Source organism: Nocardioides sp. P5_C9_2 (assembly GCF_054049555.1).
Genome location: NZ_JBFUMD010000021.1, coordinates 1 through 16,971, shown reverse-complemented (window position 1 = coordinate 16,971; position 16,971 = coordinate 1). Strand labels below are relative to the sequence as shown.

The 16,971-nt window shown below is 73.6% G+C and carries 14 protein-coding genes; 3 read left to right on the top strand and 11 right to left on the bottom strand.

The genetic code is table 11. The annotated features are described in order from the left end of the window. The 7 genes from ACXJKL_RS02285 to mraZ all read right to left on the bottom strand — a co-directional run. On the bottom strand, positions 1-444 hold a 444-nt coding region (locus ACXJKL_RS02285), incomplete at its 3' end, for a Mur ligase family protein (RefSeq protein ID WP_457205426.1). After that, positions 441-1,967, bottom strand: coding sequence for a UDP-N-acetylmuramoyl-L-alanyl-D-glutamate--2,6-diaminopimelate ligase (locus ACXJKL_RS02280; RefSeq protein WP_457205425.1), 1,527 nt, complete (start codon positions 1,965-1,967; stop codon positions 441-443). The genes ACXJKL_RS02280 and ACXJKL_RS02285, both read right to left, overlap by 4 nt. Before the next feature lie 23 nt (positions 1,968-1,990). Next, positions 1,991-3,748, bottom strand: coding sequence for a peptidoglycan D,D-transpeptidase FtsI family protein (locus ACXJKL_RS02275; RefSeq protein ID WP_457205424.1), 1,758 nt, complete (start codon positions 3,746-3,748; stop codon positions 1,991-1,993). Positions 3,749-3,886: 138 nt separating this feature from the next. Next, positions 3,887-4,453 carry a hypothetical protein gene (locus ACXJKL_RS02270; RefSeq protein ID WP_457205423.1) on the bottom strand — a complete coding sequence of 189 codons (567 nt, stop codon included), beginning with the start codon at positions 4,451-4,453 and terminating at the stop codon, positions 3,887-3,889. Then, complete coding sequence (rsmH, locus tag ACXJKL_RS02265; RefSeq protein WP_457205422.1) at positions 4,450-5,415, bottom strand: 16S rRNA (cytosine(1402)-N(4))-methyltransferase RsmH; 966 nt, start codon at positions 5,413-5,415, stop codon at positions 4,450-4,452. Before rsmH ends, ACXJKL_RS02270 begins: the two co-directional genes overlap by 4 nt. 3 nt (positions 5,416-5,418) lie before the next feature. After that, positions 5,419-5,589, bottom strand: a complete 171-nt coding sequence (locus ACXJKL_RS02260) for a hypothetical protein (protein WP_457205421.1) — start codon at positions 5,587-5,589, stop codon at positions 5,419-5,421. 270 nt (positions 5,590-5,859) lie between these two features. Further along, a complete protein-coding gene (gene mraZ / locus ACXJKL_RS02255; RefSeq protein WP_457205420.1) occupies positions 5,860-6,288 on the bottom strand; it encodes a division/cell wall cluster transcriptional repressor MraZ in 429 nt (142 codons plus the stop codon). A 469-nt stretch (positions 6,289-6,757) separates the two neighbouring features. Here mraZ and ACXJKL_RS02250 point away from each other — a divergent pair, with 469 nt between their 5' ends. The 3 genes from ACXJKL_RS02250 to ACXJKL_RS02240 are packed head-to-tail and all read left to right on the top strand — an operon-like array spanning position 6,758 to position 11,338. Beyond that, positions 6,758-7,735, top strand: coding sequence for an AAA family ATPase (locus tag ACXJKL_RS02250; protein WP_457205419.1), 978 nt, complete (start codon positions 6,758-6,760; stop codon positions 7,733-7,735). After that, entirely contained in the window at positions 7,728-8,984 is a 1,257-nt protein-coding gene (locus ACXJKL_RS02245) for a DUF58 domain-containing protein (protein WP_457205418.1), read from the top strand. Before ACXJKL_RS02250 ends, ACXJKL_RS02245 begins: the two co-directional genes overlap by 8 nt. Then, on the top strand, positions 8,981-11,338 hold the full coding sequence (locus ACXJKL_RS02240) for a transglutaminase family protein (protein ID WP_457205417.1): 2,358 nt from the start codon (positions 8,981-8,983) through the stop codon (positions 11,336-11,338). Before ACXJKL_RS02245 ends, ACXJKL_RS02240 begins: the two co-directional genes overlap by 4 nt. Before the next feature lie 92 nt (positions 11,339-11,430). Here the strand turns inward: ACXJKL_RS02240 and ACXJKL_RS02235 are convergent, their stop codons facing one another. The 4 genes from ACXJKL_RS02235 to dnaE all read right to left on the bottom strand — a co-directional run. Beyond that, the gene (locus tag ACXJKL_RS02235) at positions 11,431-11,874 is read right to left on the bottom strand and encodes a DUF3040 domain-containing protein (protein ID WP_457205416.1); all 444 of its coding nucleotides are present in this window, start codon (positions 11,872-11,874) and stop codon (positions 11,431-11,433) included. A 109-nt stretch (positions 11,875-11,983) separates the two neighbouring features. Then, the gene (gene dinB, locus ACXJKL_RS02230; RefSeq protein WP_457205415.1) at positions 11,984-13,192 is read right to left on the bottom strand and encodes a DNA polymerase IV; all 1,209 of its coding nucleotides are present in this window, start codon (positions 13,190-13,192) and stop codon (positions 11,984-11,986) included. Positions 13,193-13,213: 21 nt separating this feature from the next. Further along, the gene (locus ACXJKL_RS02225) at positions 13,214-13,951 is read right to left on the bottom strand and encodes a methyltransferase domain-containing protein (RefSeq protein ID WP_457205414.1); all 738 of its coding nucleotides are present in this window, start codon (positions 13,949-13,951) and stop codon (positions 13,214-13,216) included. A 49-nt stretch (positions 13,952-14,000) separates the two neighbouring features. Further along, positions 14,001-16,971, bottom strand: a 2,971-nt coding sequence (gene dnaE, locus ACXJKL_RS02220; protein ID WP_457205413.1) for a DNA polymerase III subunit alpha, incomplete at its 5' end; no start/stop codon positions are given.

Below are 16,971 nucleotides of genomic sequence, written 5' to 3'. Positions count from 1 at the left end.
GGTGGCCCGCAGGACGGTGAGCGGGACGCCGATCTCATTGTTGAAGTTGCCGCGCGTCGCCACCGTGGGGCCGGCGGCCTCCAGCACGTGGGCGAGGTAGTCCTTGGTGCCGGTCTTGCCCTGGCTTCCCGTCAGCGCCAGCACGACGAGGTCGGGGAGGCGGTCCACGACGTGGCGGGCGAGCAGCCCGAGCGCCCGGACCACGTCGTCGACCACCACGGTGGGGGCCTCGGTCGGGCGGTTGCCCAGGACGGCGGCGGCGCCGGCCGCAATCGCCGTACGGGCGTAGTCGTGGCCGTCGACGTGCTCGCCGTCCACGGCGACGAACAGCCCGCCGGGCTCGGGGGTGCGGGTGTCGACGAAGGCGCCGCCGGTGAGGGTGGCCTCGCCGTGGGCGACACCACCCACGACCTCGGCGACCTCGGCGAGGCTCATCTCGATCATCGGCGGACCTGCCCGATCTCCTCGGCGGCGACCACGCGGTCGTCGAACGGGTGCACGTCGCCGTGCACCTCCTGGCCGGTCTCGTGTCCCTTGCCGGCGATCAGCACGACGTCGCCGGGGCGGGCCCGGCCCACGGCGTCGCGGATCGCGGCCCGACGGTCCCCGATCTCGATGACCTCGGCGCGTCCCGGGCTCGTGCCCGCGACGACGGCGGCCCGGATCGTGGCCGGGTCCTCGGTGCGGGGGTTGTCGTCGGTGACGACCAGGACGTCGGCGAGCCGGGCGGCGATCTCGCCCATGATGGGCCGCTTGCCGGGGTCGCGGTCGCCGCCGGCGCCGAGGACCACGATGACCTGCCCGTCGGTGAGGGGGCGCAGGGTGGCCAGGACCGCCTCCACCGCGTCGGGCTTGTGGGCGTAGTCGACGACGACGGTGTAGTCCTGGCCGGCGTCGACCCGCTCCAGTCGGCCCGGGACTCCCCCACCGTCGGCGATGCCGCGGGCGACCTCGTGCGGGTCGAGGCCCGCCAGGGCCGCGGAGGCGACGGCGGCCAGCGCGTTGGAGACGTTGAACGCACCCGGGACCGGGACCCCGGCGTCGACGCGCAGGCCGTCGGGGCCCTCGATCGTGAAGTGGGCGCCGATGCCGGTCAGCTCGACGTCGACGGCGCGCCAGTCGGCGTCTCGTCCGCTCGTGGAGAAGCTCTGCATGGGGATGGTGGCCCGCTCCAGCAGCAGGCGACCGTGCTCGTCGTCGACGTTGGTCAGTCCCCGCCGCGCCCGCTCGGGGGTGAAGAGCGACGCCTTGGCGGCGAAGTAGTCCTCCACGTCGTGGTGGAAGTCGAGGTGGTCGCGGCCGAGGTTGAGGAACGTCGCGACGTCGAAGACGACGCCGTCGACCCGACCGAGCGCCAGGCCCTGGCTGGAGACCTCCATCGCGCACGCCACGACACCGCGCTCGCGCATCACCGCGAACAGGCCGTGCAGGTCGGGCGCCTCCGGAGTGGTCAGCGACGTCCTCACGTCGACCCCGTGGATCCGGGTGCCGACCGTGCCGACGACGGCCGCTGGTACGCCGGCCTGCTCGAGGCCCGCCTCCAGCAGCCGGGTGGTGGTGGTCTTGCCCTGGGTGCCGGTCACGCCGATCACGGTGAGGTCGGCGGCGGGCTCGCCGTGGACGTGGGCCGCCAGCYGGCCGAGCACGGAGCGCGGCCGGTCGACCACCAGCACGGGCGTGCCGGCCGGCAGGCGGGTCGCTCCGTCCTCGTCGGTCAGCACGGCCACCGCGCCGGCGGCGAGGGCCTGGCCGGCGAAGTCGGCGCCGTGCGCGCGGGCGCCCGGGAGGGCGGCGTACAGGTCACCGGGCAGGATGCGCGAGGTGCTCAGGGAGATGCCGGAGACCTCGACCGCGAGGTCGCCGTCACCGCGCACGGGCGTCAGGGTGCCGAGCCAGTCGGCCAGGTCGCCCAGTCGGGTGACGACGGGCGAGGCGGGCCGGGTGCCGGTCTGGGGGTTGCCGATCACGGGTGGAGACTAGTCCCGGCCGGTCACCACTCGACGGGCAGGCGCGAGGGCTTGCCGTCCGTCGGCGGGACTCCGTAGCGGCCGAGCGCATAGCCGAGGATGCGGGAGAACGCGGGACCGGCCACCGTGGCGCCACCGCCGTCGATGCCGGGCGAGTGCACCGCCACGTAGACCGTGAAGCGGGGGTCGTCGGCCGGCGCGAACCCGCCGAAGGAGACGGTGGTGGAGCCGTCGTAGCAGCCGCACTCCTCGTCGACGCGCTGCGCGGTGCCGGTCTTGCCGGCGGTGAGGTAGCCGGGCACGGCGGCCATCGGGGCGACGCCCGCGCCCTCGTGGGTGACCCGCTCCATCATCCGCGCGGTCTGGCGGGCGGCCTGCTCGCTCACGACCCGGACGGCGTCGGCGTCGTCGGTGCCGACCTCCAGGCCCTCGTCGGTGGTCGCGCTGCCCCGGATCAGGCTCGGGGCGATGCGGACGCCGCCGTTGGCGACGGTGTTGACGGCCGCGGCCATCTGGACGGCGTTGACCGACAGCGACTGGCCGAAGGCGACGCGGTCCTTGGTCTGCGAGGTCATCACGTCACCGTCGGTGAGGATGCCGGGCGACTCGCCGCGGACGCCGACGTCGGTGCGCTGCCCGAGACCGAAGGCGCGCAGGTACGTCGTGAGCTCCTGCGGCGTGAACGCGTCGGCCGCGAGCACGGTGCCGATGTTGGAGGACTTGGCGATGATCCCGGTCATCGTGAGCCGGATGTTGCCGTGGTCGAACCAGTCGCCGATCGCGCGGTCCTGGCGGTGCAGCAGGGGCGGGACGCGGAACTTCTGGCGCGGCGTCACCTTGCCGGCGTCGATCAGGGAGGCGGCGGTGAGCACCTTCTCCACCGATCCGGGCTCGTAGGCGTCGCTGAGCGCCCGCGAGCCGAGGTCCTCCTTGTCGGCCTCGAGGGGCTTGTTGGCGTCGAACGTCGGGGCGTCGGCCAGCGCGAGCAGCTCGCCGGTGCGCGTGTCCATCACCAGGGCGACGCCGCTCTCGGCGCGGTACTTCTGGAGGGTCTGGGCCAGCACCCGCTGGGTGAACCACTGCAGGTCGAGGTCGATCGTGGTGCGCAGGGCCTCGCCGTTGCGGGCGGGGACGACGCTGTTCTCCCCCAGCGGCACCCGGTTGCCTCCGCCGACCGTGTAGCGGGCCGTGCCGTCCTTGCCGGCCAGCTGGGCGTCGAAGGTGCGCTCGAAGCCGCCCAGCGGCTCGTCGGTGCCCATGAAGCCGAGCAGGTTGGCCGCGACGTCGTCGGCCGGGTAGTCCCGGATCGGGTCGTCCTCGACGTCCACGCCGCTGAAGCCGGCCTCGCGGACCTGCGACAGCACGTCGGTGGCCAGCGTGCTCGGCACGCGCCGTGCGACGTACTCGAAGCGGCTGCCCTCCTCGCGCCCGCGCAGGGCCCGCAGGGTCCGGAAGTAGTCGATGTCCAGCCCGGTGGAGAGGATCTGCGCGATCGCCGGCGCGTCCGCGGCGGTCATCAGCGGGTCGGCCACCACCATCTTGCCCTGGATCGAGTCCGCCAGCGGCAGTCCGTTGCGGTCCAGGATGTCGCCGCGCTCCGCGGGCAGGACCACGTTGACGACGCCCTCGGCGGCGGCCATCGCGGCGTACGACTTGGGGTCGATGCCCTGCAGCTGCACGAGCCGGGCGCCGAAGAACGAGAGCACCATCGCGATCAGGATGAGCCCGACGCGCAGGCGCAGCTGGGGCGACCCGCGTCGTGCGGTCCGGTTGGCGGGCACTCCGACTCCGTCCTTCTGGGCTGTCTTCTGGCTGTCTGGTGCAGTGTGCGGTGCTGTCTGGGGCTGGTGATGGTGGGGCTGGTGGGGCAGGTCCCATGTCTACCGGGAGGGACCGGGATTGGCCGTCAGGCCGCGCCGTCAGCCGCCGTTGCTGTTCGTGGCGTCCGTCGCGGCCTCGGGGGTCGTCGTACCGTCGACGCTCGTCCCGGGGGCGGGCACCTCGGCTGCCGGGACCTCGACGATCGTCGGCGCCGGGGCCAGGACGCCGGGCTTGACCGGGGCCGGCGGGGTGAGGTTGAGCCGGTCCTCGGGAGTGGCGGGCGTCTTGACGCCCTCGACGTCGCCACCGAGCGTGAGGAAGGTCGGGGCGGCCGGCACGACCATGCCCATCTTCTGGGCCTGGGTCGCGACCCGCTGGGGGTTGCGCAGCTCGTCGAGCTCCATCTGCAGGGTCTGCTCGCGGGCGGCGAGGTTGGTGGCCTCCTCCTCGAGCGACGTCGCCGCGAAGGAGGCCTGCTGCATCGAGGTGTTGAAGAGGAGCAGCCCGACGATGCCGCCGACCAGCACGAGGCTGACCAGGGTGACGAACGGGACCTTCGGGGCGCGGGTGCGGGCCCGGGGGACGACGGAGAGACGGGCCCGCTCGACGGCCTCCTGGGCGATGCGCGGGACGCGGTGGCGGATCTGGACGGCGGGGCTGCTCATCGGACGACTCCTCGGTGGGGAAGGACACGCTCGAGTGCGCGGAGGCGCACCGAGGCTGCTCGGGGGTTCTGCTCGATCTCGTGCTCGTCGGCCTGCTCCGCGCCGCGGGTGACGTTGCGGAAGGCCGGCTCGCTGCCCTCGGGGATGAAGGGGAGGTCGTCCGGCACGTCGAGGCGGGTGGCGGCGGTGAACGCCCGCTTGACCAACCGGTCCTCGAGGGAGTGGTAGGACTCGACGACCACCCGGCCGCCGAGGTTGATCGCGTCGATGGCCGCCGGGATCGCCCGGTGCAGCACGGCCAGCTCGTCGTTGACCTCCATGCGCAGGGCCTGGAAGGTCCGCTTGGCGGGGTGTCCCCCGGTCCGTCGCGCCGGCGCCGGGATCTCGGCGTACAGCAGCTCCACGAGCCGGGCGCTGGTGGTGAAGGGCTCGACCTCGCGCTCGCGGACGACGGCGCGGGCGATCTTGCGGGCGAACTTCTCCTCGCCGTAGTCGCGGAGCACGCGGGTGAGCTCGGGGACGGAGTAGGTGTTGAGCACCTCGGCGGCCGTGATGCCCGTGGTGTCGTCCATGCGCATGTCGAGGGGCGCGTCCGCCGCGTAGGCGAAGCCGCGCGAGCGCACGTCGAGCTGCATGGAGGAGACGCCGAGGTCGAAGAGGACCGCGTCCACGGTCGCGAGGCCCAGGTCGGCGAGGACGTCGGGGATCTCGTCGTACACCGCGTGGACGCCGGTGAAGCGCTCACCGAAGGGGCGCAGCCGCTCGCCGGCGAGCCCGAGTGCGGCGGTGTCCCGGTCGATGCCGATGACGCGCGCGGCGTCGATCCGCTCGAGGACGGCCTCGGTGTGCCCGCCGAGGCCCAGGGTGCAGTCGACGAGGACGGCGCCCGGTCGATCGAGCGCAGGCTGCAGGAGAGCGACGACCCGGTCGAGGAGCACCGGGGCGTGCTGGGGGGTCGTCACCGATCAGCCCTGACGGCCCAGGTGGGAGAGGAGGACCAGGGCCGTGGCGAAGCTCGCCGACATGGCCGCGGAGAACACCATCACGGTGACGGCGTCGCGGGCCTGGTCGCGCACGCGCGGCGGACGGCCGGCGAGGGACTGCCCCCTGACGGTGCTCAGGCTCCTGGTGCTCATGGTCTCGACCCCACTGGTGCGTTGCTGGTGCTGGCTGGCGGTGCTGGCTAGTCGTGCTGGCTGGTCGTGCTGGGTGTTGGTGCGACGACTGGTGCCGATCCGGTGCCACCTCGCCAGGTCCCTGCCCGCTCCCTCGATGGGGAAGGCCGTCTGGTGCCGGGGAAGTGCCCCAGAAGGCGACGGGAGAGCGGGCACGAGACCTGGTGCTGTGGTGCCGGATCAGCTGTTGAGTTGTGCGTCGGTGGTGCGGGGTGGTGCGGGGTGGTGGTGCTAGATGCCGGGGAAGACCTCGTCGCTCAGCTCGGAGAACTTCTGCTCCTGCTCCTCCGAGTAGCTCGTCCATGCCGTCGGGTCCCAGATCTCGATGCGGTTCATCGAGCCGATGACCACGACGTCCTTGGTGAGCGACGCGTACTCGCGCAGGGGTCCGGGGATGGAGATGCGGCCCTGCTTGTCGGGGACCTCCTGCGACGCCGCCGCGAAGAGCATGCGGACGTAGTCGCGGGTGCCCTTGTTGGTGACCGGCGCCTCGCGGAGCCGGTTGGTGAGGGCGGAGAAGTCGTCCATCGACCAGACGGTCAGACAGCGCTCCTGCCCTCTGGTCACCACGAGTCCCTCCGTCAGCTGGTCCCTGAACTTCGCGGGGAGGAAGAGCCGGCCCTTCTCGTCGAGCTTCGGTGTGTAGGTGCCGAAGAACATCTGGCACCCACCTTTCCGTCCCTGTTCCCCACTTTCCACCACTCTACTCCACATCGCTCCACCGTCAACCATTCCACGCGTGTTTCGCCGCCTGGATGCCCCGTTCCCCCACTCCCGTCCCCCGGAAGCGCGGGCGGCGGGTCGCAGGTCGGACGTCGGCGCCGTACGACGACGTCGTCGCAGGTCAGCGGCCTGCCGGGGGCCCGGTCGCCGGTTCGTCGCGGCCCGGGTGGAGCGCCGGTGGGGAGGATCGGCGCCACCGAGGGGGGCCGGGGTGGGGGAAAGTGGGGCGGATCGTGGGGAGGATGGTGGGGATCCGGCGGCCGCCGGCCACGAATCGGGGGTAGTTCGACCTCGACCGCCCCCGTCACGGCGGCCGCGCGGGTATGTTGCGCGCACGTCATACGGTGGAGACGGCGGACCGGCGTCGTGCCGGCCCGCGCCTCGGCCAGGGAAATGGGGACTGCACGTGAGTACGTCGATCCAGGGCGGGGCCGACCTCGACACGCTGGCCCGTGTCATCGGCAGGGTCCGGGCCAACATCGAGCACGTCATCGAGGGCAAGCCCGACGTGGTCAACGCGGCCCTGGTCGTCCTCCTCGCGGAGGGACACCTCCTCATCGAGGACGTCCCCGGCGTCGGCAAGACCCAGCTGAGCAAGGCGCTGGCCCGCAGCATCGACTCCAGCGTGCGGCGCATCCAGTTCACGCCTGACCTGCTGCCCTCCGACGTCACCGGCGTCTCGGTGTTCAACCAGGACACCCGCCAGTTCGAGTTCCGCCCCGGCGGCGTGTTCGCCAACATCGTGGTCGGCGACGAGATCAACCGGGCCTCCCCCAAGACGCAGTCCGCCCTGCTGGAGTGCATGGAGGAGCGTCAGGTCACCGTCGACAACACGACGTACCAGCTCGACAAGCCGTTCATGGTGATCGCGACCCAGAACCCGATCGAGATGGAGGGCACCTACGCCCTGCCCGAGGCGCAGCGCGACCGCTTCATGGCCCGCGTCTCGGTCGGCTACCCCGTCGAGTCCGCCGAGCTGGCCATGCTGGGCTCGCACACCACCACGAACCCGCTCGACGACCTCGAGGCGGTGACCGACGCCGGCGAGATCCGCAAGCTCACCGACATCGTGGGGCAGGTGCACGTGGCGACCGCCGTCCAGCGGTACGCCATCGCCCTCGCCACGGCCACCCGCACCTCCACCGACCTCCACCTCGGCGCCTCGCCGCGGGCGACGCTGCACCTGGTGCGTGCCGCCAAGGCCGCGGCCGCGATGCGTGGTCGCGACTACGTGCTGCCGGACGACGTCCACGGGCTGGCGCGACCGGTGCTGGCCCACCGGCTGCTGCCCAGCGTCGAGGCGGCGATGGGTGGCCGCTCGAGCGCGTCGATCCTGGACGCCATCGTGGCCGGCGTGCCCGTCCCCGAGCCGGACCGTGCGTGAGGCCCTCGCGGGCCTGACCGTCCGCGGACGGGCGTTCCTGGCTGCCGGCGTCACCACGATCGTCTGCTCCATCATCGTCGGGCACCCCGCGCTGGTGCGTGTCGGCGTCCTCGTGACCGCGCTGCCCCTGCTCACGGCGCTGTGGATCGGCCGCTCCCGCTACCGGCTCGCCCTGGTGCGCACCGTGTCGCCGCAGCTCGTCGCAGCCGGTCAGCCGTCCCGGATCCAGCTGACCCTGACCAACGAGGCCCGTACGCCGACCGGCGTGCTGCTGCTCGAGGACCACCTCCCCTACGTGCTCGGCCCCCGCCCGCGCTTCGTGCTCGAGGGCATCGGCCACGGCTGGCGCCGGCACGTGAGCTACACCGTCCGCTCGGACGTGCGTGGGCACTTCGACGTCGGGCCGATGACCGTCCGGGTCACCGACCCCTTCGGCCTCATCGAGCTCGGCCGGGCCTTCCACACGACCGCCTCGCTCACCGTCACCCCGCGGACCGTCCCGCTCCCGGGCATCATGCTCGGCGGGGCGTGGACGGGGTCCGGCGACAACCGGCCGCGCTCGTTCGCCACCGGCAGCGCCGAGGACGTCACGGTGCGGGAGTACCGCCGCGGCGACGACCTGCGCCGGGTGCACTGGCGCAGCTCGGCCCGGGTCGGCGAGCTGATGGTCCGCCGCGAGGAGCAGCCCTGGCAGTCGCGCGCCACCGTCTTCCTCGACAACCGGCTGGTCTCCCACCGCGGGCAGGGCATCGCCTCGTCCCTGGAGGCGGCCGTCTCGGCCGCCGCGTCCGTCGCGGTGCACCTCGCACAGCGCGGGTACGCCGTACGCCTGGTCACCGCCTCGGGCGAGGAGCCGGGCACCGCCTGGCACTCCCGCAGCGCGGCGGTCAACACCGCCCCCCTGCTGGAGGCCCTCGCCGTGGTCCAGATCGAGCACTCCCCCCGCCTCGACACCTCCTGGCTTGCCGACGCCGGCCAGGGCGGCCTGCTGGTGGCCGTGGTGGGCCAGGTGACCGACGCGGACGCCCCGTTCCTCAAGCGCATGCAGCACCACGCCAGCACCACCGCCGCGATCGCGCTCGACGTGGACCGGTGGGCGCCGCACCTGCCCCCCTCGGCCACCGGCAGCACGGCCAACGCGCTGGCCGCCCACGGCTGGCGCGCGGTCACGCTGACCCCCCGCGACCACCTGGAGGTCGTCTGGCAGGAGCTGGGCCGTCTCGGCACGCGGGAGCGGGTGGGCTCGTGAGCCCCCGCACCCGCATCGGTCCCGCGCTCGGCCTCGCCGCCCTCTGCGCGGGCACGACGTGGTTCACCCTCCTGTCCTGGCGGATCCTGACCTCGGACGCCGCGTCGGTGACGATGCCGCTGTTCCTGCTCGCCATCGCCCTCGCCGTGGGCGGGGCGACGGCACGCACGATGCGGGTGCCCGCGGCGGTCATCGTGCTGTCCCAGGTGGCGTTCTCGGCGGTGTGGCTGCTCTTCGTGGTCACCAGCTCGGTGCTGCCGACGGGGGCCGCGCTGGCGTCCTTCGGTGACGCCCTCTCCGCCGGCCTCGAGTCCGCCCGGCTCTACGAGGCGCCCGTGCCTCCCAACGTGCCGCCCGTGCACGCGCTCCTGCTCGTCGGCGGCACCCTCACGCTGCTCGCCACCGACTTCCTCGCCTGCACCCTGCGACGCGTCCCGCTGGCCGGGCTGGTCCTGCTGGCGGCGTACTCCGTGCCGGTGTCGGTCACCGGCGAGGGCCCCTCCTGGTGGACCTTCGTGCTCATCTCCGCCGGCTTCCTGTCGATGATGTTCATCGCCCACGAGGACCAGGTGACCCGCTGGGGTCGCGAGGTCGGCGACGAGGACGCCGACCCGACCGGCTTCGGCGCACGCACCGGCGCCGTGCGCGGCTCGGCGGTGACGATCGGCGCCACGGCGACCGCGATGGCCATCGCGCTGCCCGTGCTCATCCCGACGCTCGACGTCGCGCTCTTCGACGGCAACGGTCCCGGCAAGCGCGAGATCGAGGTCGCGGACCCGATGGTGGACCTGCGCCGCGACCTGTCCCGCGGCCAGGACATCCCGCTGGTCTACGTCACCACCCCGGGTGACCGCCCGACGTACCTGCGGCTGTCGGTGCTCACCCGCTTCAACGGCGACTCGTGGACACCGGGCGACCGCGACATCCCCGAGACCCAGGTGGCCCGCGGGCAGATGCCGCCCCTCGACGGCGTGGACGTCTCCGTCCCCCGCGACGAGTCGCCCTACCACGTGCGGGTCAGTCCGGACTTCGCCTCGACCTGGCTGCCGACCACCGCGCAGGTCTCCGACATCCGGGCGTCCGGCGACTGGCGCTACGACACCTCGACGATGGACTTCATCAGCGCCGACGACGAGGTGACCACGGCCGGCAAGGCCTACGACTTCACCGGCGTCACCCTCACCCTCGACGGCGCTGCCATGGACCGTGCCGTCTCCGGCGCGACGGACGTGCGTTCGGCCTACCTCGAGGTGCCGCCCAGCGTGTCCAGCGAGGTGCGCACCCTCGCGGCAGCGGTGACCGGTGGTGGCGACACCCGTTTCCGCAAGGCCAGGGCCCTGCAGCAGTGGTTCCGCGAGGACGGTGGTTTCGAGTACGACGACACCGCCATCGACGACTCCCAGGCAGGCGACCTCGACGCCTTCCTCGACGAGTCGGGGCGGCAGGGCTACTGCGAGCAGTTCGCCGCCTCGATGGCGATCATGGCCCGCATCATCGGCATCCCGGCGCGGGTCGCGGTCGGCTTCCTCGAGCCGCGCTCGGCCGGTCCCAACACCTGGGAGTTCTCCTCCCACGACCTGCACGCCTGGCCGGAGCTCTACTTCCCCGGCTCCGGCTGGGTGCGCTTCGAGCCCACTCCGGGCCAGCGGGCCGAGACGGTGCCGACCTACACGCGCGGCGAGCTGCCGGCCATCGAGGAGCCGTCGGTCTCCCCCGGCGCGACCCGCTCCTCCGAGGCGCTGCCCGACCGCGGCCAGAGCCCCACTCCGGACACCGCCACCTCGGCGGACGACGAGGGCTCACCGGTCCCGTGGCTGGTGGTCGCGCCACTGCTCGTGGTCCTGCTGCTCATCGCCCTGGTCCTGCTGCTGCCCGGGCTGCTCCGCCGACGTCGACGCGAGGAGCGTCTCGCCGCCGGGGTCGAGGAGGCCTGGGCGGAGCTGCGCGACCTCGCCGTCGACCTGGGTCACGGCTGGCCGGGAGGACGATCGCCGCGCGCCATCGGCGCCTGGCTCGGCGAGCGCCTCGGCGCGCCCGGCGAGGAGTCCGAGCGCTCCGAGCGTCCGCGACGCGGCCGGGAGCTGGCACCGGAGGGTGCCGCCGCGCTCGACCGGCTGGTCCTCGAGCTCGAGGAGTCCCGCTACGCGCGCTCGTCGACCCCCGGTGACTCGTCGGCGCGGGCCGCGGACATCGGCCTCATCGAGGAGGCACTCGTCGCCGGCGTCTCACCGCGTACGGCGCGCCGCGCGCGCCGCTGGCCACGCTCGCTGCGTCCGATGCCGCACGGTGCGAGCTCCGAGGTCGTCACGCGTGCGCCGGAGCCGGACCGGGAGCTCGCCGACCACGCGGGGTGACGTGTGCCGGGCGCCGGCTGCACGCCGCCGGATCGGGGCCGGCCCAGGGCCGAGGTGGTGGGCCCGAACAGGGGTGGGTGCGCCCGAGGGGGTCAGTAGGGGCCGTTGTCGCGGCGCCTGCGCCAGCGCTCGTCCATGCGCTCCATGAAGGAGCCGGACGTCTTGGCACGGCGAGTGCGCCCGAAGCGCTGCGACTTGCCGGCCTTGCCACCGTCGACCACGCCGAAGCCGGTGTGGCGGGTGTCGCGCCGGTGCGGCGCGGAGCTGGCCGGGTTGCGCAGGGCCGTCACGGCGACCGCAGCGGCGGCCAGCATCACCAGGAAACCGGCAATGCCGAGCACCGGCATGGAGAGGATGACCCCACCGGTGAGCAGGGCCACTCCGGCGACGAAGACGACGCCCGAGGCGATCGCCCGACGACGGGCGGCGCGCTGCATCGCGGTGCCGCGCAGGGTGGACGCCAGCTTGGGGTCCTCTGCGACGAGCGCGCGCTCCATCTGCTCGAGCATTCGCAGCTCTTCCTCGGACAGGGGCATCGTGACCTCCTCCACCAACACATCGACGTGCCAGGCGTGTGGCCAAGTCTAGGCACCCGGTGGGCAACCGGGTAGGCGCCCGCCGAAATTGGGTCCTTTCGGATCTGGATCACATCAGGCTGGCCGGACGGACGGCTGCCGCACCGAACCTCCGGGTGGCCCGGTCCACTGCCCGGTCGGCCTCCGCCCACCCGTGCTCGGGCTCCCCCAGCACCAGCTGGCGGTGCACCGAGCCACGTGGCACCAGGCCCTCGACCCGCACCCCCACGAGCCGGAGCCGGGCCCGCTGCAGGCCCAGGGCGTCGTACAGGCGGGTGGCGGCGCGGTAGACCTCGACCGTCACGTCGGTGGCCTCGGGCAGGGTGCGCGCGCGGGTGATGGTGGTGAAGTCGGCGAACCTGATCTTGATCGACACGGTGCGACCGGCCACCCCGGCGGTGCGCATCCGCCCGGTCACCCGGTGGGAGAGCCGCAACAGCTCGCGCACGATGACCTCGCGGTCGTCGGTGTCGCGGGCGAAGGTCTCGTCGGCGCCCATCGAGCGGTCCGGCTCGAACGGTCCCGAGCGCGCGGTGAGCGTGCGCCGGTCGGTGCCCCAGGCCAGGTCGTGGAGCTGGCTGCCCAGGTGCACCCCGACCGCGCGCTGCAGGGTGCGCAGCGGGGTGTGGGCGACATCGCCGACCGTCACCAGACCGAGGCGGTGCAACATCTCGCGGGTCTTGTCGCCCACGCCCCACAGCTCCCCCACGTCGAGGGGGTGCAGGAACGAGGTCACCTGCTCGGGCGGGACCACCACGACGCCGTCGGGCTTGGCCCRCCGGCTGGCCAGCTTGGCCACCGACACCGAGGCCGCCACCCCGACCGAGCAGGTGATGCCCTGCTCGTCGTGGATGGTCGCGCGCAGCAGCCCCGCGATGTCGCGCGGCGACCCCAGCCGCCGCGTCGACCCGCGGACGTCGAGGAAGGCCTCGTCGAGGGAGACGATCTCCACCAGCGGGGTGATCCTGCGGAAGTTCTCCATCACCGAGGACGACACCGCACCGAAGGTCTCGAAGTCGGGGGCGATCACCACGGCATGGGGACACATCCGTCGGGCGCGGGTCATCGGCAGCGCCGAGCGGACACCGAACCGGCGGGCGAGGTAGTTGGCCGAGAGCACCACCCCGCGGCTGCCGCCGCCGACGATGACCGGCACGTCGGCCAGGTCGGGCCGGTCGCGGGTCGCCACCGAGGCGTAGAACGCGTCCATGTCGACGTGCAGGAGCGGAGCACGCCAGGAGGGGTCGGGGCGGCCGCCGTCGACGGGCCTGGCGGTCATCTTGACCGCCCGGCCGCGGGCTCAGGCCCGGGCGAGGACGTGCAGCTGGGTGGCGAGGGGGAAGTACTCCGGACGGGTGGCCACCGCCTGCTCGAGGGCGACCAGGGCGGCCGTGGCTCCCGGCTCGAGGTCGAGCAGGGAGCCGGGGACGAGGTCGGCGAAGACGCGCACGGCCTGGACCGACGCCACCTGGAGCCCGGCGCCCGACAGCAGCGGCTCGAGGTCGTCGCGGGTGAAGCGGTGGCCGGCACGACCGGGGTGACCGCTCGGCGTGCCGGCGTCGAGGAGGTCGCGAGCGGCCTGGAAGTGACCGGCCATCGCCCGCGCGACCACGGCCGCGTGGCGCTGGGCGACCAGCAGGCTGAGGTGCCCCCCGGGGCGCAGCACCCCGGCGATGGCCGCCAGGGCGGCGGCGGGGTCGTCGACGACCTCGAGCACCCCGTGGCACAGGACGAGGTCGACGCTGCCGGCCGCGACGAGGCCGGCGAGGTCGCCGAGSTCGCCCTGCTGGCCGGTGACCCGGTCGGCGACGCCGCTCTCGCGGGCCCGTCGGTCGAGCGAGGCCAGTGCGTCGGGGCTGGGGTCGATGACCTGGACGTGATGGCCCAGCTCGGCCAGCGGGACGGCGAACCCGCCGGTGCCGCCGCCGATGTCGACGATCCCGGCCCGGGGCGCGTGGTCGACGGCTCCCAGCACCTCGCTGAGCGCCGCCCACACCACGCCGGTGCGGACGGACTGGCGGCGCTCGCTGGCTGACATGGGGGCCACCCTAGTGGGATCGCCCGTGGGATCGGCGGGACGTCCGGCGTCATCCCGGGCTCCCCGGACTGCGGTGCCACAGCGTGCGTGCGACGTCCTTGGCGTCCTCGCCGGGCGGCCTGATGTCGGCGTACGGCGACATCTGGAACCCGCTGGAGTGGACCAGCGCCCGGCGGTGCCGGGGCTCGTCGGGGTCGGTCCACCCCACCGGGACCCGGTCGATCTCGGCGCGCACCGCGGCCAGGGCGGCCTCGCGGCTGCGCTCGCCCTGCCACAGCGCGTGCAGGTCGGGCAGCGCCCAGGCGCCGGTGGCACGCAGCGAGACGCCGCGGCGCCCGGTGCGCCGCAGCTCGCCGCGCACCAGCAGGAGCCACGAGTGGAAGACGGTGGCGGCGTACGGGCCCTGGGCGTCCTCGAAGAACGTGCAGTCCACCGGCCCCGTCCCGTCGTCCAGGGTCAGGAAGACCACCCGCCGCCCCGACCGGATCGGCGGGGTCTGGGTGGCGACCTTGACCCCGGCGACGAGCAGCTCGGACCGGCTGCGCCGACGCAGCAGGTCGCGGCTGCGGGTGGTGCCGAGGGCGTCGAGGAGGTCGGCGTAGGGCGTGACGGCGTGCTGGCTGACGTCGAGGCCCAGGATCTCCAGCTCGGCCCGCATCCGCTCGTCGGTGGTMATCTCCGGCAGCCCGGTGACCACCTCCCCCGCGCCCGGCTCGTCGCCGAGCTGGAGGGTCAGCTGGACCGAGTCCGCAGCACGGACCGGACGGGCGGCCCGCGACTGGACCGCGGCCCGGACCGCGGGGTCGGAGCTGGTGCGGCGGGCGGCGTCCTGCGCGGTCTCCTCCGGGCGCACCAGTGCGGAGACCCGGCGCGCCGCCAGGCCCCGGCCCCGCGAGGTCCGGTCGAGCATCCGGGCGTGCCGGTCGAGCTCGGCCACCTGGAGCAGCAGGTCGCGACGCGTCAGGCGACCGCGCGGCCGGACCTCGTGGTCGCCGCCCGCGATGCGGTAGAGGTCGTCGAAGGCACCGGCCAGCACCAGCCGCTCGAGCACCGGTCGGGACACCCGGGCGCGGGCGTGGACGTCGCTGAGCGAGACGTAGGGGGTGGTGCAGCCCGCCCCGGTGCCCCCGCGGGCGGTGACGATGCGCGACACCTCGGCCGCGCTGATGCCCTTGACCTCGGCCAGGGCGAGCCGGATGGCGTAGGTGTCGTCCTCGAGGCGCTCGACGACGTACGCGGCCTCGGAGGCGTTGACGTCGAGTCCGAGCACCCCGACGCCGAACTGACGGGCGTCGTCGAGGATCAGCCGCTTGGGGTACATCCCCGGGTCGTGGGTCAGCACCCCTGCCAGGAAGTGGGCCGGCCAGTGGGCCTTGAGCCACGCCGACTGGTAGGTCGGCAGGGCGAACGCCGCCGCGTGGGCCTTGCAGAAGCCGAACGCCGCGAACGCCGCGATGACCTTCCACATGCGGGTCACCAGGGGGAGGTCGTAGCCGCGGGCCAGCGCCCGCGGGAAGAACCAGGCCTCGGTCGCGGCCATCCCCTCGACGTCGCCGAGGGCACGGCGCTTCTCGTCGGCCTCGGCGTAGGAGACCCCGGCGAGCTGGGCGAGGATCTCGATGACCTGCTCGTGGAAGACCACCACGCCCTGGGTCTGCTCCAGGATCGGACGCAGGTCGCGGTGGAGGTAGTGGACGGTCTTCCAGCCCTGCTTGGCCTCGAGGTAGGGCGTGATCATGTCGCTCTTGACCGGCCCGGGCCGGAAGAGGGAGATGTCGGTGATGATGTCGCCGAAGGACTCGATGCCGGACCTGCCCACCAGCTCGCGCTGGCCGGGCGACTCGATCTGGAAGACGCCGAGGGTGCGCGCCGAGCTGATCATCGTGTAGGTCGTCTCGTCGTCGAAGGGCACCTGCACCTCGTCGTCGAGGTCGAGCTCGACGCCGTCGACGCGGGAGATCTCGGACACCGCGTGCGCCATCGCCGACTGCATCCGGATGCCGAGCACGTCGAGCTTGAGCAGTCCCAGCGCCTCGACGTCGTCCTTGTCGAACTGGCTCATCGGGAAGCCGGCGTACGACGCCTCCACCGGCGTGCGGGAGAGGAGGGTGTCGTCGGAGAGCAGCACCCCGCACGGGTGGACGGCGATGTGCCGGGGCAGGCCGTCGAGGCGCTCGACCAGCCGGAACATCAGGTCGAGGCGCTCACCGGCCAGGCCGCTGGCCCGCAGCTCGGGGAGGTCGCGCAGCGCCGTGCGGGCGTCGCGCGCCCGGATGTGCGGGAACGCCTTGGCGATCGCGTCGACCTCGCCGGGCGGTATGCCCAGGGCCGCACCGACGTCGCGGACGGCGTGGCGCACCCGGTAGGTGTCCATCATCGACACGCACACGCAGCGGTCGCCCCCGTAGCGCGCGAGGATCGCCTCGTAGACCTCGAGGCGGCGCGCGGACTCCACGTCGATGTCGATGTCGGGCAGCGACGCGCGCAGCGGGGACAGGAAGCGCTCCATCAGCAGCCCGTGGCGGATCGGGTCGACCCCGGAGACACCGAGGAGGTAGTTGACCAGGCTGCCGGCGCCGGAGCCCCGCGCCGCGCGGCGTACGCCCATCTCGCCGATCATGTCGGTGATGTCGGCGACGGTGAGGAAGTAGGAGGCGTAGCCCAGCCCGCGGATCAGCTCGAGCTCGTCGTCGAGTCGCTTCCAGATGCGCTGGCGCGGGGCCGAGCCGTAGCGCCGGCCGATGCCGGCCTCGCAGCGCGAGCGCAGCACGGCGTGCGCCGACCGCCCCGGCTCCCCCGCCCGGTCGAGCTCGGGGAAGTGCACCTCGCCCAGCCCCAGGTCGCCGCGCGGGTCGAGGGCGCAGCGATCGGCCACGGCGCGGGTGCGGGCGAGCAGCCGCCGTGCCTCGGTGCCGGTGTCGTGGGCCAGCCCTGCCATCCGGCAGACCTCCTCGGCCACGTCGTGCATCTGCTTGCCGGACTTGAGGAAGCCCTCGGCGTTGGCCCGGTCGACGTGGCGC